At 63.1% G+C, this 14,494-nt stretch carries 18 protein-coding genes; 9 read left to right on the top strand and 9 right to left on the bottom strand.

What is annotated here, in order from left to right:
• Positions 1-44: 44 nt before the first annotated feature.
• Positions 45-725 (top strand): hypothetical protein, encoded by a 681-nt coding sequence (locus VSR68_RS09970; protein ID WP_342939676.1) that lies wholly within the window; start codon positions 45-47, stop codon positions 723-725.
• Positions 726-809: 84 nt separating this feature from the next.
• On the opposite strand, the gene VSR68_RS09965 is transcribed toward VSR68_RS09970, so the two are convergent.
• The 3 genes from VSR68_RS09965 to VSR68_RS09955 all read right to left on the bottom strand — a co-directional run bounded on the left by VSR68_RS09965 (position 810) and on the right by VSR68_RS09955 (position 3,401).
• A complete protein-coding gene (locus VSR68_RS09965) occupies positions 810-1,295 on the bottom strand; it encodes a YbaK/EbsC family protein (RefSeq protein WP_342939675.1) in 486 nt (161 codons plus the stop codon).
• A 194-nt stretch (positions 1,296-1,489) separates the two neighbouring features.
• A complete protein-coding gene (locus VSR68_RS09960; protein ID WP_342939674.1) occupies positions 1,490-2,464 on the bottom strand; it encodes a cysteine synthase A in 975 nt (324 codons plus the stop codon).
• Positions 2,465-2,552: 88 nt separating this feature from the next.
• Complete coding sequence (locus VSR68_RS09955; protein ID WP_342939673.1) at positions 2,553-3,401, bottom strand: LysR family transcriptional regulator; 849 nt, start codon at positions 3,399-3,401, stop codon at positions 2,553-2,555.
• A gap of 252 nt (positions 3,402-3,653) precedes the next feature.
• On the opposite strand from VSR68_RS09955, the gene VSR68_RS09950 reads away from it, so the two are divergent.
• The gene (locus VSR68_RS09950; RefSeq protein ID WP_342939672.1) at positions 3,654-3,827 is read left to right on the top strand and encodes a hypothetical protein; all 174 of its coding nucleotides are present in this window, start codon (positions 3,654-3,656) and stop codon (positions 3,825-3,827) included.
• A gap of 333 nt (positions 3,828-4,160) precedes the next feature.
• Positions 4,161-4,502, top strand: coding sequence for a BON domain-containing protein (locus VSR68_RS09945; RefSeq protein ID WP_342939859.1), 342 nt, complete (start codon positions 4,161-4,163; stop codon positions 4,500-4,502).
• A gap of 104 nt (positions 4,503-4,606) precedes the next feature.
• Here VSR68_RS09945 and VSR68_RS09940 read toward each other — a convergent pair whose 3' ends face one another.
• Positions 4,607-5,632: an SGNH/GDSL hydrolase family protein gene (locus tag VSR68_RS09940; RefSeq protein WP_342939671.1), complete on the bottom strand. Its 1,026-nt coding sequence runs from the start codon at positions 5,630-5,632 to the stop codon at positions 4,607-4,609.
• Positions 5,633-6,043: 411 nt separating this feature from the next.
• On the opposite strand from VSR68_RS09940, the gene VSR68_RS09935 reads away from it, so the two are divergent.
• From VSR68_RS09935 to VSR68_RS09925, 3 genes are read left to right on the top strand one after another with little or no spacing between them, the layout of a single operon-like run.
• Positions 6,044-7,249 carry a paraquat-inducible protein A gene (locus VSR68_RS09935; protein ID WP_342939670.1) on the top strand — a complete coding sequence of 402 codons (1,206 nt, stop codon included), beginning with the start codon at positions 6,044-6,046 and terminating at the stop codon, positions 7,247-7,249.
• Positions 7,246-8,541: an MlaD family protein gene (locus tag VSR68_RS09930; protein ID WP_342939669.1), complete on the top strand. Its 1,296-nt coding sequence runs from the start codon at positions 7,246-7,248 to the stop codon at positions 8,539-8,541. The genes VSR68_RS09935 and VSR68_RS09930 overlap by 4 nt, the downstream gene beginning before the upstream one ends.
• Positions 8,538-9,173, top strand: a complete 636-nt coding sequence (locus VSR68_RS09925) for a PqiC family protein (protein ID WP_342939668.1) — start codon at positions 8,538-8,540, stop codon at positions 9,171-9,173. Before VSR68_RS09930 ends, VSR68_RS09925 begins: the two co-directional genes overlap by 4 nt.
• 48 nt (positions 9,174-9,221) lie before the next feature.
• Here VSR68_RS09925 and VSR68_RS09920 read toward each other — a convergent pair whose 3' ends face one another.
• From VSR68_RS09920 to VSR68_RS09905, 4 genes are all read right to left on the bottom strand, one after another.
• Positions 9,222-9,521 (bottom strand): DUF4148 domain-containing protein, encoded by a 300-nt coding sequence (locus VSR68_RS09920; RefSeq protein ID WP_342939667.1) that lies wholly within the window; start codon positions 9,519-9,521, stop codon positions 9,222-9,224.
• 86 nt (positions 9,522-9,607) lie between these two features.
• Positions 9,608-10,222 (bottom strand): hypothetical protein, encoded by a 615-nt coding sequence (locus tag VSR68_RS09915; RefSeq protein WP_342939666.1) that lies wholly within the window; start codon positions 10,220-10,222, stop codon positions 9,608-9,610.
• Positions 10,223-10,276: 54 nt separating this feature from the next.
• Entirely contained in the window at positions 10,277-11,071 is a 795-nt protein-coding gene (locus VSR68_RS09910) for a molybdopterin-dependent oxidoreductase (protein ID WP_342939665.1), read from the bottom strand.
• Between the two features lie 3 nt (positions 11,072-11,074).
• Positions 11,075-11,668: a cytochrome b/b6 domain-containing protein gene (locus VSR68_RS09905; protein ID WP_342939664.1), complete on the bottom strand. Its 594-nt coding sequence runs from the start codon at positions 11,666-11,668 to the stop codon at positions 11,075-11,077.
• A 472-nt stretch (positions 11,669-12,140) separates the two neighbouring features.
• Between VSR68_RS09905 and VSR68_RS09900 the strand changes: the two genes are divergently transcribed.
• Positions 12,141-12,641, top strand: a complete 501-nt coding sequence (locus tag VSR68_RS09900) for a hypothetical protein (RefSeq protein WP_342939663.1) — start codon at positions 12,141-12,143, stop codon at positions 12,639-12,641.
• Positions 12,642-12,685: 44 nt separating this feature from the next.
• On the opposite strand, the gene VSR68_RS09895 is transcribed toward VSR68_RS09900, so the two are convergent.
• Complete coding sequence (locus VSR68_RS09895; RefSeq protein WP_342939662.1) at positions 12,686-12,892, bottom strand: hypothetical protein; 207 nt, start codon at positions 12,890-12,892, stop codon at positions 12,686-12,688.
• 27 nt (positions 12,893-12,919) lie between these two features.
• Between VSR68_RS09895 and VSR68_RS09890 the strand changes: the two genes are divergently transcribed.
• Together VSR68_RS09890 and VSR68_RS09885 are read left to right on the top strand one after the other, a co-directional pair.
• Positions 12,920-13,624, top strand: a complete 705-nt coding sequence (locus tag VSR68_RS09890; protein WP_342939661.1) for a haloacid dehalogenase type II — start codon at positions 12,920-12,922, stop codon at positions 13,622-13,624.
• Between the two features lie 41 nt (positions 13,625-13,665).
• Positions 13,666-14,451, top strand: coding sequence for an aldolase (locus VSR68_RS09885; protein ID WP_342939660.1), 786 nt, complete (start codon positions 13,666-13,668; stop codon positions 14,449-14,451).
• Positions 14,452-14,494 lie beyond the last annotated feature (43 nt).

Raw genomic sequence — 14,494 nt, 5'->3', positions numbered from 1 at the left:
TTGACTTGCGTTTGCCGTGTACGACCACAGGCGAGGTAACAACCATGAGAATCAGGACATTGCTCGGGTCCGCGGCGTTGACCGCGACCCTGGTCCCGGCCCTGCTGTCCGCTACCGCGTGGGCCGATGGACCGAAGTCGGCCTATGACAGTGGGGGCGTCAGCAATGCATCGCTCGATCCGGGCGAAGAGCAGATGACTGCCGACGACGAAAACAAGGCGCGCATGAAGGATCTGAGCGATGCCTATCACAACGGCTACAACGCTCGCGCCAAGGAGGATGCCGAGACGTATGCGTCGCTGAAGGAACAGCTGAAGCAGACGTCGAAAGCCTCGGTGCAGCAGCCTCCGCCGTTGCCGCCCGGCGCACCCGGCGACGACGCCGCCCAGGTGAGGCGCGTCAGCCAGCCGCGCGTGGCGCAGCAGCCGCTGCAAAACCAGCCGGCGTATGACGACGAAGCCGCGCCCGTGCAGTACGCGCCTGCACCGCGGCCGCGCTATCGGCCGGCGCCCATGTACGCTCAGGCGCCCGCCTACGACGAACCCGCCGAAGAACCGGCCACCGTCGTGTTTCAGCCTTATCAGCCGCCCCCGCCTGTGCAGTACGTCCCCGTCTATCAGCCCGTGTATGTGAGCCCGCCTGTCGTGCAGCAGGTCATGCCCGCGCAGTATGCGGCTACGTGGCCCGTCTATCGGCCGCGCTATTACGGGTACGGCTGGCGATGAAAAGACAGACGCCGATCAGCGCCCTTCCCCATAGCCAGCCGCTGATCGGCGAACGGACATGCATTGGCCCCGAGGGGCTCGCGCTCACACGGTCATCCCGTGCATCCGGCGTCCGAAATGCGCGCGCTCCGCGCTGTCCATCAGCGCGAGGAACTGCTCGGTGTCCATGTGCACCAGTTCCTCGTGATTGCCCGCCTCGAAGTAGACGTCCGGCTGACGGGCCAGGCTTTCGTCGAGATAGGTTTTCATGCCATAGGCGGCGCATACGGGCGGCAGCGCGCCGTATTCGCAGTCCTTGAACAGTTCACGCAGATCGATTTCCTTCGCGAGCGAAAGGCGGCGCCCCGTTTTCGACCAGAGCTCGGATAGCCTCACCGCATACGTCGACGGCAGCACGGCGGCGATATAGCCTTGCTCGTCTTCGAACAGCACGGTCTTCGCGAGACGATCGCCGGGAATGTGGGCGGCCGCCGCCGTTTCCATGCTGGAATGGCTGTACGGATGGCGCAGGATTTCGTACCGGGAGCCCTTGTTGCGCAGGCAGTCCTCGAGCGTTGTAGACATTGACATGGCGCACCTCCTTTCGAACAAACGGAGAGAGGGAAATAGTTCGGCTGCATCCTTTCAGGATAGTTCGCTCGCGGGTGAAAAGCAGGTTGGCGTCGGTGTTGCGCGGGGCTGCATGCGCGTGCGCCATCAGCCAATGCACGACAGCGCGTCGCATCGTGTCGCGACGCACGCGTCCTCTCGTAGCGCCGAAGCGCTCAGCCGGGCGTCAGCCCTTTCTCCTTCAGCCATTCGAGATTGAACAGCCGACTGCGATACAGCTCGCCGCGATCGCACAGCAGCGTCACGATCGTATGACCCGGCCCCATCTGCCGCGCGAGCGATACGGCCGCCGCAACGTTGATGCCCGTCGATCCGCCGACATACAGCCCTTCCTCGCGCAGCAACCGGTACACCATCGCCACGCATGACGAATCGTCGATGCGGCACGCGTCGTCGATTGCTGCTCCTTCGAGGTTCGCCGTGACGCGCGACGAGCCGATGCCCTCGGTGATCGAGTTGCCTTCCACCTTGATTTCGCCCGTCTTCACGAAGCTGTAGAGCCCGCTGCCGTGCGGATCGGCGAGCACGATCCGCACGCCGGGGCTCTTTTCCTTCAGGAAGCGGCTCACGCCGGCGAGCGTGCCGCCTGTGCCCGTCGAGCACACGAACGCATCGACCTTACCCGCCGTATCGCGCCAGATTTCCGGGCCCGTCGTTTCGTAGTGCGCCTGCCGGTTCACGACGTTGTCGAACTGGTTGGCCCAGATCGCGTTGTCCATTTCCTGCGCGAGACGTCCGGCGATCTTCTGATAGTTGTTCGGGTCTTTGTACGGCGCAGCGGGCACGGGCCGCACCTCCGCGCCGAGAACGCGCAAAAGCTCCATTTTCGCGGGCGACTGCGTGTCGGGAATCACAATCACGCAGCGATAGCCCCGAGCCGCGCAGATATGCGCGAGGCCGATGCCTGTATTGCCCGCCGTCCCTTCGACGACCGTGCCGCCGGGCTTGAGCGTGCCGCGCCGCTCGGCCTCCTGGATGATGTAGAGCGCAGCGCGGTCTTTCACGGAACCGCCCGGATTCAGAAATTCGGCCTTGCCGAGAATTTCGCAGCCGGTCTCCTTGCTGAGCGCCGCGAGCCTGATGAGCGGCGTATTGCCGATGCATCCGACGAAACCTTGCCGTACAGCCATGAGCGTCCCCTTTCGAGTCGTCGGCAGCGTGACCCGCCATACGCAAAGAATAGGCGAAGCGCTCGCGACGTCGTTTCGCCGCAAGCGGCTAGATCGTCACCGCTTCGCGCAGGAAATCCACCAACGCCGACTGCGTAGCATTCATCGTGCCGCCCGCGCCGATCAATGCGAGTTCCGTCGGTGGCAGACGCGGCAAGTCGAAACACACGCTGTGATCGGAAAGAACGGCTGTCGTCGGCAGCACGGTGATGCCAAGGCCGGATGCCACCGCGGCCTGAATGCCCGTCAGGCTGTGACTGCCGAACGCCACGCGCCAGCTGCGCTGCGCCTGGTCGAGGCAGCGGATCGCGCGCAGCCGGTACACGCAGCCTTGCGGAAAGAGCGCGAGCGGAATCGGCTCGCCGCCCTCGTCGGGCACTTCGATCTCTCGGCCGCGCACCCACACCAACGACTCGGGCCATGACGCAAGACACTGGCCGCTTCCCGGCTCGCGCTTCACGAGCGCAATCTCGATCTCGCCGCCCGACAGCTTGCGATGCAGATCGGCGCTCATGCCCGCGACGGTTTCGAGCCGCGCTTCCGGCCTTTCCCTGACGAAGCCGGACAGAATCGACGCCATACGCTTCGCGTCGAAATCTTCCGGCACGCCGATGCGGATCGGCGTGCGCCACGCGTCGCTCGCGAGCGCGTCCTGTGCTTCCTGCGAAAGCGCGATCAGACGCCGCGCGTATTGCGCAAGCAGTTCGCCGTGTTCCGTTGCCGTGACCTGGTTGCCGGTGCGGTCTCGCAGAAGCAGCGTGCGGCCCACCATCTCTTCGAGACGCCGCACCTGCTGGCTGACGGTCGATTGCGTGCGATGCACGCGATCGCCGGCCCGCGTGAAGCTGCCTTCGTCGACGACGCACACGAGCGTGTTCAACAGATCGAGATCGAGCATGGCGAGCGCCTCATATTTACGTTTCCACTGACGGTGCGATTTTAATTTAATTGCCCGATAAGGGTCGCGTAACAGTCGCGCGGCTTGGTCCGGTCTCGCGTCTCCTTGCGCCCTGTTCTGTCAGATTGCCGTACACGCGTCCGGGCCCGGACTATGCGACTCGTCGATTAATGGAGCGACGTGGTGATTTGCGATGCGATCGCGCTCGACCGTTGCCAGTCAGCATCCCGTCTGTCCACCGAGGAGCAACAGATGATTACCGTTCCGACGTTTCTCTTTCTCGTAGCCCTTTTCGCAATAATTGTGGCGATGCATCGCGGCGTGACCCGCAAGGCGGACGCGAGACTTCGCACGCAATTCGAGGCGGAAGGCCCGGGCAGCGACGTGTCGCGTCAGTTGATGCGAGATTCGGGATATAGCGTCTGAATACCAAGCCAGGCTTTGCCCGTTCCTACGATTCCCGAGTACGTTGAACGGTCAGCGGATCGACAGGATCGCCGCCGCTTGAAATACGCAAAGCCTCGAACCGCTTTTCCCGGGCTCGATCAGTGTGTTTCAAACTCTCGTTGCAACGACCGCTCGTCGGCCACCATCGCGTTGCTCGCCTTTTAGATTGCCTGAGTGCATCATAAGTAGCCGATTGGGCGCCACGTTGGACCATTCGGACGGTTTGTCGACTCGCCATCTGGCGCTTGCCCGTGAAATCGGCGTCATGGCGCGATCCCTGCTTGATGCATGAATCTCTATGTCATAGCCGACATGCGAAACGCGCCATACATCAAACGCCGGTTGCTGATCGTCGCGGTGTTCGCATTCCCCACGTTCGCGTTCACCAACGGCTGTAAGTCGACGGCGCCGCCGTCCGCGACCGTCGGGGAGACGGCCCCTGACGACGCTACGCTCGCCATCCGGGTGAAGCAGGCGCTCGCCCAGGACCCGGGGCTGAGACCGTTGCCGATAAGCGTCGCGACGTATCGAGGCGCCGTGCAGTTGTCGGGATACGTGGATTCTGAGGCGCAGATTCAGAAAGCGCTTGCCGTGACGCGCGGCGTGTCGGGCGTGCAATCCGTCGGCAACGATCTGCACCTCAGGCAGCAATGACACGTCCGGGCAGTTTCTTCATCCGCCGGCTCCGCCGGGAGCCGGTCCGGACGCAATGAAACTGTCTGTTCACCCGGTCGCTTTCAATTCCAATGTTGCGATGCTCAGTGGCCGAGGCCGCTGCCGATGAGCTGCTGCTCAACGAATTGCGCGAAAAGCGCATGCAGATGCGTGGTCGGATGGAGGTCGTCGGCAAACATGTAGGTCTGATCCGCATCCCGCGCGACATACGTCGCCGGCGAGCACAGCAGCGCCGTATCACGGGGTGTTTTCGTCGGATCGCAGGCTTGGGCCGTGTTGGAGATTGCAAAGCCGTTGGCCTTGAAGTTCGCGACGATCTGATTCACCCAGCTATACGAATCGATCTGGATCACCTTGCCTTGCAGGCCATTGCTTTGCAACGCAGCGTTCAACGTCGTGTTGAAGAGTTGCGACAACTGCGTAAGGTTCGCGCCGCCGTCTGACGAGGCAACGCCTTTGGGCGAGAGACCGATGTTCGGAACATTGACAACGACCACATGCGTGGCGCCGCTCTGCACGATTTGCCCCACGATCTGAGCCAGCGTCGTCGCCGCCGTTTGCACGGTTGTCACGGCGGCGGGCGGCGAGCCCGCGCGAAGCACGTCGTTCGCACCCGCCCAGACCAGTACCAGTTGACCGGAATTGAAGCTCCTGTGAGCCGCGAGATAGCTCGAAACCTGCTGATTGACGGGCATTTCAACGTTGCCGATCACGTCGACGAGAAAATCATTCAAATTGGCCGGCGTCGCGACAGTGGCACCGCCCTCTGCGTAGCCCAAGCCGCCTTGCGCACTCAGCTTATGATCGACACCGATCGTGAACGCGGCGTTCAGCGTGTCGCCATAGAATTGCGCGACACCCTGAGCCCACACCTGCCCCGGGTTGGTCGTGAAACGTCCCCCGCCTACGGCGCTGGCGATCGGCGTAAAAGTCCCGACGTCCGACAGGCTGTCGCCAAACGAGACGACTTGAAGACGGACCCCGCCTGGCGGGCTGCTCGCACTACTGCCGCCGCCACCGCCGCCACCGCCGCCTCCGCCGCACGCGGCAAGCAGTGCAATCGGTACGGCAAATAATGCTACGTATGCCCACTGACGAATCCGTCTCATCGCGCCTCTCCGCTGCGCGTTCGAACTGCCTCGCGCCAAATACCCGCTGCCCGTCATATGCGAGACATGACTCTCGACGAATCATGCCTTCATGGCGAGGCGTCCGGGGCAACTTAAAGTACATCAAACATTCGCGCAGGCCAACCGACGCCGAGGTCGCGATGCCTGAACTGCCGCGATGCCGCTAGCGTGAGCAAGGCCCGCGCCAGAGGATCTACGGATAACCACGGGGTCTGGACTCGCGAAACAGGAACGTGCCATGCGGGTCGGAAATGAGCCGCTCGTCCGCAGTCGCGGTCACGCATGCGTGACGTGCAACGAGCGGCGCTCCGGAGTCAAGGCGATGACCAGCCGCAATCCATTCCAGCACGAAGGTCGTCCCACAGGCAGGCAGCCGATGGACGCGCTCACATGACGATCGGCTGCCCTGAGTGCGGCGCGCTCGAAGACATCCCGCCGCTCACCGCGCGCATGCTCGCGCGCTGCCGTGTATGCCAATACCCTCTGGAGCGGCGCAGCGGCCGCAGCCTGAACGCGGCGCTGGCCTGCTCGACGGCAACCTTCGCGCTTCTGTTTCCAGCGACCCTCGCACCGCTGATGACGGTACACCTGTTCGGCGCCGAGCGATCGTCGGTGCTTGCGTCAGGCATCGTGGCAATGTGGAGCGAAGGCTGGATCATCCTCGCGGCATTGCTGATGGCCTTTGGCATTGTGCTGCCGTTCATACGTTTCGGCGCCCTTACACTCGTGCTGGGGGCGGTCCGTGCCGGCTGGCGGTTCAAGGGCATCGGCGCGCTGTTTCGCTGGACCGTCCTGCTCGATATCTGGGCGATGCCCGATGTCTACCTCCTCGGCTGCCTCGTCGGTTATGCACGCGTGACGCAGAATCTGACGGGCACCATCGGCGCGGGCGGCTACTGTTTCATTGCAGCAGCGCTGATGTCGATGCTCACGCGTGCATCGCTCGATCGGCGGACCATCTGGCGCGCGATTGCGGCTGAGCGAACGCTGGCGAAAGACGAGCCTGCACTGTCTTGCACCGTGTGCGACCTCGTCGAGCCCGTCGCCCGCGATGGACAACCGTGCTCGAGGTGCGGGCTGAAGCTGCGCTTGCGCAAGCCCGACGCCGTGGTGCGGGCGGCCGCTTTATCGCTTGCCGCGCTCGTGCTGACGGTGCCCGCCAACTTCTTTCCGATGACCGTTTCGACGCAACTGGGCCATGACGTACCGCATCGGATCATCGACGGCGTGTACCAGCTCTTTCATGCCGGCCTCTGGCCGCTCGGCATTCTCATCATCTGCACGAGCATCGTCATACCCGTGGCAAAGATCGTGGGCATGGCGTGGTTCATCGCGTCCGTGAAGCGCCGTTCGCGCAAGCATCTGCGAATCAAGGCGCATTTGTATCGGTGGATCGACGAGCTAGGCCGATGGTCGAACGTCGACGTCTTTACGATTGCCGCCTTTGTACCCCTGATCCACTTCGACGGCATCGCCTCGGCACGGCCCGCGATCGGCGCGACGGCATTTGCGCTCGTCGTCTTCCTGACGATGGCCGCTTCGCGCGCGTTCGACCCGCGAATGATGTGGGACGTGCGGGTCCGGAGACGGCCATGAACGGCCGACGTTCACATCGCACGCAAGCCGGCGTGCGGCGCAGCGCGTGGCCGGGATGGATCTGGTCGGTGCCGCTCGCGGCGTTCGGCGTGGCCGGCTGGCTCGGCATCCGCGCGCTGGTTCACGACGGCGAGACGGTCACGGTGACTTTCGACAACGCGTATGGAATGAAGCCCGACGACACGATCGTCACGCTGCGCGGCGTCAAGGTCGGTGCCGTCTCGGACATCTCGCTCGCCTCCGATGGCCGGCACGTCGAAGCGAAGCTCAAGATAGATCACGCCGAAAAGCAGTATCTGCGCAGCGGCACGCAGTTCTTCCTGCGTGGCGCACAGGCGGATTTCAGCGACCCGTCTTCGATGAAGGCGCTGCTATCGGGGCCCGAGATCGTCATGGAGCCGGGACCCGGCAAGCCCGAGGCTCGTTTCGACGGAGGTGATCGCCGTCCTGCGCTCACGCCCCAGCACGGCCCTGTCGTGACCTATGCCGTGCGGTTCGACGGCGCGGCAGGTGAACTCAGGAACGGCGCCGACGTGGAACTGCGCGGCTTTCATGTGGGCACCGTCACCAGCGTAAGGCTCAGCTACGATGCCGGCACGGGCGCGTTGACCACGCCTGTCCAGATCGCGCTCGACCCGTCGCAGCTCGGCATCGTCGGCGTGCCGCCCCCGGCCAATGGCGACTGGCGGCCGCTCGTCGACGGGATGATGAAGCGCCTCGTCGCCGAAGGATTGCGCGCGCGACTCTCGCAAGACCCGCCCCTCGTCGGTCCTCGCAAGATCGATCTCGAGTTCGCGGCAGGCGCATCGAGCGCGACGCTTGCCGCTGAAAACGGCGTACCCGTGATTCCGAGCGTGGCGTCCGCGGACTTCGACGCGATTGCGTCCGGGGCAAACGATGTCATCAGGAAGATCGACGCGCTTCCGATCAAGGAAACAGGCGAGGAAGTGCGCAGTATTGCAGCGCGTGTCAGCGCGCTGAGCTCGTCGCCGCAGATTCGCGACAGCCTCGCGCATATCGACCGGGCCGTGACGCAAATCGATCGCACGTTGCAACAGGTGTCCCCGCAAATCGGCCCGCTCGTCGCGCAGCTGCGCGAGACGGCCAATGCCGCCGATCACACGGTCGCCGCAGCAAACCGCACGCTCGGTGGTGATGCATCGAGCCAGAACGACCTGCCCGCGGCCTTGCGCGAACTCACGGATACCGCGCGTTCCGTTCGGGCACTCGCCGATTATCTGGATCGTCATCCCGAGGCGCTCGTGCGTGGCAGGCGTGAGGAGAATCCATGATGCGCGGTCGTGCAAGCCCGGCCCACCGTCCCCGCGAAGCGTCGATCACCGTGACCGTGCGGACGGCAGCGCTCGTCACATCGCTTGTCGTGACTGCCGTCACGGGATGCGGGCATAGCATGCCCGTGCGTTATGTGACGCTGAACGCGATCCCCGTCGAGACGCCGCGCGCGGCGACGCCGATACCGCCCGTGCAACTGACCGCGGTGCACATACCGGCCGTGCTCGATCGGCCCGAAGTCGTCACGCTGGCGTCGCGCAACCGTCTGACGATCCACGATAGCGACCGATGGGGCGCGCCGTTTTCCCAATTGATGCGGCGCACGCTGGCGCAGGACCTGGTGACGCGAATGCCCACGGGCTCGTTCGTCTTTCCTGACGCGCCGGCGCCGCCCGATACGCGCACGCTGGTCGTCACGGTGCTGGATTGCGAAGCCGATGCCAGCGGGACATTGACGTTGCAGGCTGCGTGGACGCTGTTGTCCGGGCACCCTGCCCACGTCACGCTGACACAGCAGGCGACGTTCGAGTCCACGATCGCAGGCCACGATGCGGAGACGCAAGCGGCCGCGATGAGCCGCGTGCTCGGCGAACTGGCCGATCACATCGCGGCGTCGGTAGTCGCGCATTGACATGCCGACGCTAATCGCAACCAGAGAGCGCAACTATGTTCGCGATCCTCACCTGGGGCACTCCGTTTCGAACCAATAGTCGACCAGACGCTGCGCCTCCTGCAGATCGTCTGGGTAGTATGGGTCGTCGTACCATGGCGACGGGTCATAGCCTGCCTTCCTGAGAGCCGCAAGCTCGCTTTGGTGTTGCGCCATCGTCGGAGGCGCGTTGCTTTTGAGCGCGGCCAGGTCGCGGCACTCCGTCGGGCTCAGGTGCGGCCCGCTTTGCGGCACGCCGCCGACGGCACATCCAGTCAGCAGGAGCACCAACACAGCGAGCGTCGAGCGGTTTCCCGGAAGGTTTGCCATAGCGCATCTCCACGCGATGTCCACGCGTCCGATCGGCGCAACGCGAGCGGTGCGATGCCGCCCGTGGCGCGTGACATCGGCGGCCTTCACATCGGCGGCGGCACGCCGTCCTTTTCGACCACGACACGTTGCGCAACGTAAGTCCCCTGCGACGCAGGCGTTGCGACAATGAACACCTTCTTGCCCGGCGTCAGGTCGCTGTGCTCCGCGGGCGTGAACGTGACGACGGGCACGTTGGGCGGCACCGTCACCACGTTGCTGCCGCCCTTGTACGACAGCTTCAGATCCCGGCCGCTCGTGCCCTGCACGACGGTGTCGACGTTCGCGTTGGTCATCGAGCTTTTCGGGCCCAGATCCCACGCATAGTGCCCTTCACCCGTGCCGCGCGCGGACTCGGGGAACACCACCACTTCCGTTGCCGTGAGCTTGCCGTCGGTGCCCGTGGTTGCGGCCGTGCCGATAAACGTACCCGGCTTGATATCCGATAGCTGGATCGCCTTCACGGCCGAAACGTTCGCAGCCGGCTTCACGTCGATCGACACAGTATCGCCGCTGCGGCGATGGACCTTGAGCGTGTCACCGTCGTGAGACACGATTTCGCCGCGGATGCGCGCGGGCTTCGTGGCGGGCGCCTGCGCGAAAGCAGCGCTCGCGAGCGCAGCAGCCATAAAAGCTGCGCCAAGTTTGATGCGCAAGGACATAAAAGCTCCCACTGGATGATTGAAGAAGGATTGAAGAACAACAACATCGTTGCCTCACGAGCCGCTGAACCAGTTGTAGCCCTGGTTCTCCCAATAGCCGCCCGGATACTGGTTCGTGATTTCGATAGCGACGATATGCTTGGGATTCTTGAAGCCGAGCTTGGTCGGCACACGCAGCTTCATCGGGAAGCCATACTTCGGCGGCAGCACGTCGCCGTCGTAGGTCAGCGTGAGCAGCGTCTGCGCGTGGAGCGCTGTCGGCATGTCGATGCTCGTCCAGTAGTTGTAGTCCGCGCAATGCAGCGACACGTACTTTGCACTCGTGTCCGCGCCCGCGCGGCGCAGGAATTCGGAAAAGCGCACGCCACCCCAGCGACCGATCGCGCTCCATCCTTCGACGCAGACAAGACGCGTGATCTGGCTTTCCTGCGGCAGCGCGTGCAGTTCGTCGAGCGACCACGTACGCTTGCCGTGCGCGAGGCCGCTGACCTGCAAACGGTAGCTCGCGGCATCGACCTCGGGCACATCGTCGATTTCATAGAACGCATTGAACGGAAACGGTCGCGTGATCATCGATTCCGGATACGTGGGCGCCAGCCTGTTCGGATCGAACAGCAGCGCCTGCACGTCGTCGTTGAAGAACGAGATGCGGCGCAGCGCGGTATTCACCGCCTTGTCGTTGGTCAGATCGCAACCGGACAGCAGCGCGATGCCGCCTAGCGTCAGCAGCCGCCGGCCGAACAGGCGGCGCGCGGGCGATTTGAGTTCGCGCTGTGCGTCGCGGATGATCGATTCACCATGCGTCGCGAGAAAGGTGCCTTGTTGCGCGGTTCGTTTCCGGATCGTCATGATTTACCGTCCGCGTATCATCAGCAACAGCGAGCGCGGCACGAGCGCGACCATCGCGACGTGAATGACGAAAAACGCTACCAGTACGCTCATGCACACGAAGTGCACCACGCGCGCGTTGTCATATCCGCCCATCAGCTCGCGTAGCAGCGGGAACTGCACCGACTTCCACACGGCAAGCCCCGACAACACGATCAGCACGATGTCGACGATCACGACGAGATAAGCGAGCTTCTGCACCGAGTTGTAGTGCGCGAGATCGTCGTGTTTCAGGCGCCCTCGCAGCGCGGCGACCAGGTCGGCGGCCAGCTGTTTCGGCCTGACAGGCAGCAGCTTGCGTCGAAAGCGTCCAGACGCCAGATTCAGCGCGAGGTAGACGATGAAATTGGCGCCCAGCAGCCACATCACTGCGAAATGCCATTGCAGCGCTCCGGCGAGCCAGCCGCCAAGCGTGATCGAAGGCGGAAACTGAATGCCGGGAAAGATCGGCGACGCGTCGTAAATTTGCCAGCCGCTCATTACCATCAGCACGACCGCGATCGCATTGATCCAGTGCGTAATCCGCACCCATACGGGTTGAACCGTGTTGCGACTCAAGATCACTCCAGGTCTGGGACCTTCATTTCAGTGCGGCGGGAGCCTTCAAGGCAGACACCGTCAGCGCCGGCACAGGGCGCGCGCAGGATCGGACAACGAACCGTGCCCCGATCGTCAGATTGGCATTGCGACATAAGCGAAACGCGATTGATCGGCGGTTATTCCGTCGTGGAGATTTTTCTTCTTGCAATCGAGTTTCAATGGCGATGCGCATCGCGCGGGAAGGCCGTCGCGCCGCACAGAAAATGCAGCATACGGCGTACCTTACTAAGCGCCGACGTCGACTCGAACGCCGTGCACGATGCACTGGCTGCATCGACGCTCAAAGAAACTGACCATCTGTGCTCATCTGAACAGACCCGTTCCCTTGGCGAGAGCGCAGCAAAAGGTGCGGCATCTAACCGATGCCACGCAGACCGGCAGATATGCTCGGTATCGAAGGCTATAAGTCGATTACAACGGGGGATACGTCATGTTGAGTCTCGGCGAACCAATGACACTGGGCCAACGGTTGCTGGTTTACTGGTCGTGGCTTTGGCGCCAACTGCTCGTCGGGGTGCCAATCTGGCTGGTTGCTACTGTCTCCGGCATCGTGTGGACGCTCAGCCGATTGCATGCCGGGTACTTCCCGACGGCAGCGAAAACATTACCGTTGCTTGTAGAAGTGGTTGCCGTTCTTGCCGCCACTATTCCGGTCTCTGGCTACATGGCCCGGAAAGCCTTTGTCATACATGGGTTCTCCGCGCCCATGCGGCTTCGCTTCAAGGATGCGACTACACTCGGGCTCGAAGCGATGACCTGGGGGCTGGCCGGTACATTAGTGACAGTTCTGCCCGCTCATTCGCTCCGTATGTGGGGGCACACAACGCTCGCACTGATACTGAACATGGTTGTGGGCGTGCTGGTAAGTCTCTTTGTGGTGTTACCGCGTCTCGCGCTGAGGCTGCGACGCTTGTCCCGAACCGAGCAATAGGTCCTCGCATATTGCCTTATCGACGGACTATCCGCGAAGGATTGTTACGTCCGGTTAGGGATATCGCCCTTCTCGTCAAACTGGATGGCGTCTGTCACCCCGTCCAGCCGTTGCCTCCGGCAGCCCTGGCTGACTTTTCGATTTCGTCGGCACGACCCTTCATATTTATGTTTCCACTGACGGTGGCGTTTTAATTTAATTTCCCAATAACGGCCGCGCGGCTTAGCCTGCTGTCCATCGCTTTTGTTCATCTCGACGCTTCAGCAAAGGAACGAATCATGTCGCTCGACAACACGCGTCGCCCTTCGTGGCTGACCTTCGACTGCTACGGCACGCTGATTCAATGGGACGAAGGCTTGCAGGCCGCCGTCGCGGCAATACTCGCCAGCAAGCAAGCATCTTCGATCGATCCGCGCGAACTGATCGCCGTCTATGACAGGCACGAGCATGCGCTCGAACAGACGCCGCCTCATCGCAACTTTCGCGAAATCGCGGGCGAAGCACTGCGTATCGCGCTCGGCGAATTCGGGCTGCGCGTGGACAGCAAAGATATCGGCACGCTAACCGATCACATCTCCGCGATGCCGCCGTTTCCCGAAGCGGTCGAGTCGTTGCGCGCGTTGAAGAAAAAGGGCTATCGCCTATGCATCGTGTCGAACACAGACGATGACGTGATCGCAGGCAACGTCGCGCAACTCGGCGGCCATATCGATCGTGTGATCACCGCGCAGCAAGCGGGCGCGTACAAACCAGACCGCCGGCTTTTCGACTATGCTCACGAACAGCTCGGCGTATCGCGCGACGACGTGGTGCATATCTGCGCAAGCCCGCATCTGGATCATGCGGCCGCGCGCTATATCGGCTTTCGTTGTGTGTGGATCGATCGCGGCACAGGGCGCAAGCTCTTGCCCGACTACACGCCCGACGCAATCGTGCCGACGCTCGACCGCGTGCCGCCGCTCTTTTCATCGCCTGGCTGGTGAACATCGGCTGGTGAACATCAAAGGCAAGGGGATCGTTCTTCATGGCTCATACGCTCAACGTCAGGACCACGGCTGTCTCGCGCCTCGCCACGCTCGACTCGGACGCCGTGCGCGCCGCTCGCGTCGAACTCGCGGCCTGCTTTCAACTGGCCGCGCAATGCGGCTTCGAAGAAGGGGTGTGCAATCACTTCTCGGCTGTCGTGCCGGGGCATGACGATCTCTTCTTCGTCAATCCGTACGGCTTTGCGTTTTCGGAGATCACGGCGTCGCGCCTCCTGATCTGCGATTACGACGGCAACGTGATCGACGGCGAAGGCCAGCCCGAAGCGACTGCCTTCTATATCCACGCGCGCCTGCATCGCGCGCTGCCGCGCGTGAAGGCCGCGTTTCACACGCATATGCCGAACGCGACCGCGCTGTGTCTGATCGAAGGCCCGCCGCTGTTGTGGCTCGGACAAACGGCGCTGAAGTTCTATGGCCGCACCGCCGTCGACGAGCAGTACAACGGCCTCGCGCTCGACAATTCAGAAGGCGATCGCATCGCTAAGGCAATGGGCGACGCGGACATTCTGTTCCTCAAGAATCACGGCGTGATGGTGGCGGGCGCAAGCATCGCCGAAGCGTGGGACGATCTGTACTATCTGGAGCGAGCCGCCGAAGTGCAGCTCAAGGCGATGCAGAGCAATCGCCCGCTCAAGGCCGTGCCGCACGACGTCGCGCAACGCACGTACGAGCAGATGAGGCTGGGCGACAAGGAAAGCGCGCGTGCGCATCTGGACAGCGGAATGCGTCGCTTGCGCGAGGCGGGGAACCGGTTTGAGTTGTGAGTGCCTGCGACGGCGGCGTGTTCTGCTTTCATATGCCCGTCGC

The sequence above is a fragment of the Paraburkholderia phymatum genome, assembly GCF_038900715.1.
Lineage (GTDB): Bacteria > Pseudomonadota > Gammaproteobacteria > Burkholderiales > Burkholderiaceae > Paraburkholderia > Paraburkholderia phymatum_A.
The sequence above is the reverse complement of the archived record's forward strand: the minus strand, read 5'-3'. Positions and strand labels throughout refer to the sequence as shown.

Bases quoted from the DNA above. Each gene is read 5' to 3' on its own strand.
- VSR68_RS09895 (WP_342939662.1), bottom strand. From the start codon at position 12,892: ATGAACAAAAGCGATGGACAGCAGGCTAAGCCGCGCGGCCGTTATTGG.
- VSR68_RS09930 (WP_342939669.1), top strand. From the start codon at position 7,246: ATGAACGGCCGACGTTCACATCGCACGCAAGCCGGCGTGCGGCGCAGC.
- VSR68_RS09900 (WP_342939663.1), top strand. From the start codon at position 12,141: ATGTTGAGTCTCGGCGAACCAATGACACTGGGCCAACGGTTGCTGGTT.
- VSR68_RS09885 (WP_342939660.1), top strand. From the start codon at position 13,666: ATGGCTCATACGCTCAACGTCAGGACCACGGCTGTCTCGCGCCTCGCC.
- VSR68_RS09910 (WP_342939665.1), bottom strand. From the start codon at position 11,071: ATGACGATCCGGAAACGAACCGCGCAACAAGGCACCTTTCTCGCGACG.
- VSR68_RS09970 (WP_342939676.1), top strand. From the start codon at position 45: ATGAGAATCAGGACATTGCTCGGGTCCGCGGCGTTGACCGCGACCCTG.
- VSR68_RS09920 (WP_342939667.1), bottom strand. From the start codon at position 9,521: ATGGCAAACCTTCCGGGAAACCGCTCGACGCTCGCTGTGTTGGTGCTC.
- VSR68_RS09960 (WP_342939674.1), bottom strand. From the start codon at position 2,464: ATGGCTGTACGGCAAGGTTTCGTCGGATGCATCGGCAATACGCCGCTC.
- VSR68_RS09945 (WP_342939859.1), top strand. From the start codon at position 4,161: ATGCGAAACGCGCCATACATCAAACGCCGGTTGCTGATCGTCGCGGTG.
- VSR68_RS09925 (WP_342939668.1), top strand. From the start codon at position 8,538: ATGATGCGCGGTCGTGCAAGCCCGGCCCACCGTCCCCGCGAAGCGTCG.
- VSR68_RS09915 (WP_342939666.1), bottom strand. From the start codon at position 10,222: ATGTCCTTGCGCATCAAACTTGGCGCAGCTTTTATGGCTGCTGCGCTC.
- VSR68_RS09955 (WP_342939673.1), bottom strand. From the start codon at position 3,401: ATGCTCGATCTCGATCTGTTGAACACGCTCGTGTGCGTCGTCGACGAA.
- VSR68_RS09950 (WP_342939672.1), top strand. From the start codon at position 3,654: ATGATTACCGTTCCGACGTTTCTCTTTCTCGTAGCCCTTTTCGCAATA.
- VSR68_RS09935 (WP_342939670.1), top strand. From the start codon at position 6,044: ATGACGATCGGCTGCCCTGAGTGCGGCGCGCTCGAAGACATCCCGCCG.
- VSR68_RS09940 (WP_342939671.1), bottom strand. From the start codon at position 5,632: ATGAGACGGATTCGTCAGTGGGCATACGTAGCATTATTTGCCGTACCG.
- VSR68_RS09890 (WP_342939661.1), top strand. From the start codon at position 12,920: ATGTCGCTCGACAACACGCGTCGCCCTTCGTGGCTGACCTTCGACTGC.
- VSR68_RS09965 (WP_342939675.1), bottom strand. From the start codon at position 1,295: ATGTCAATGTCTACAACGCTCGAGGACTGCCTGCGCAACAAGGGCTCC.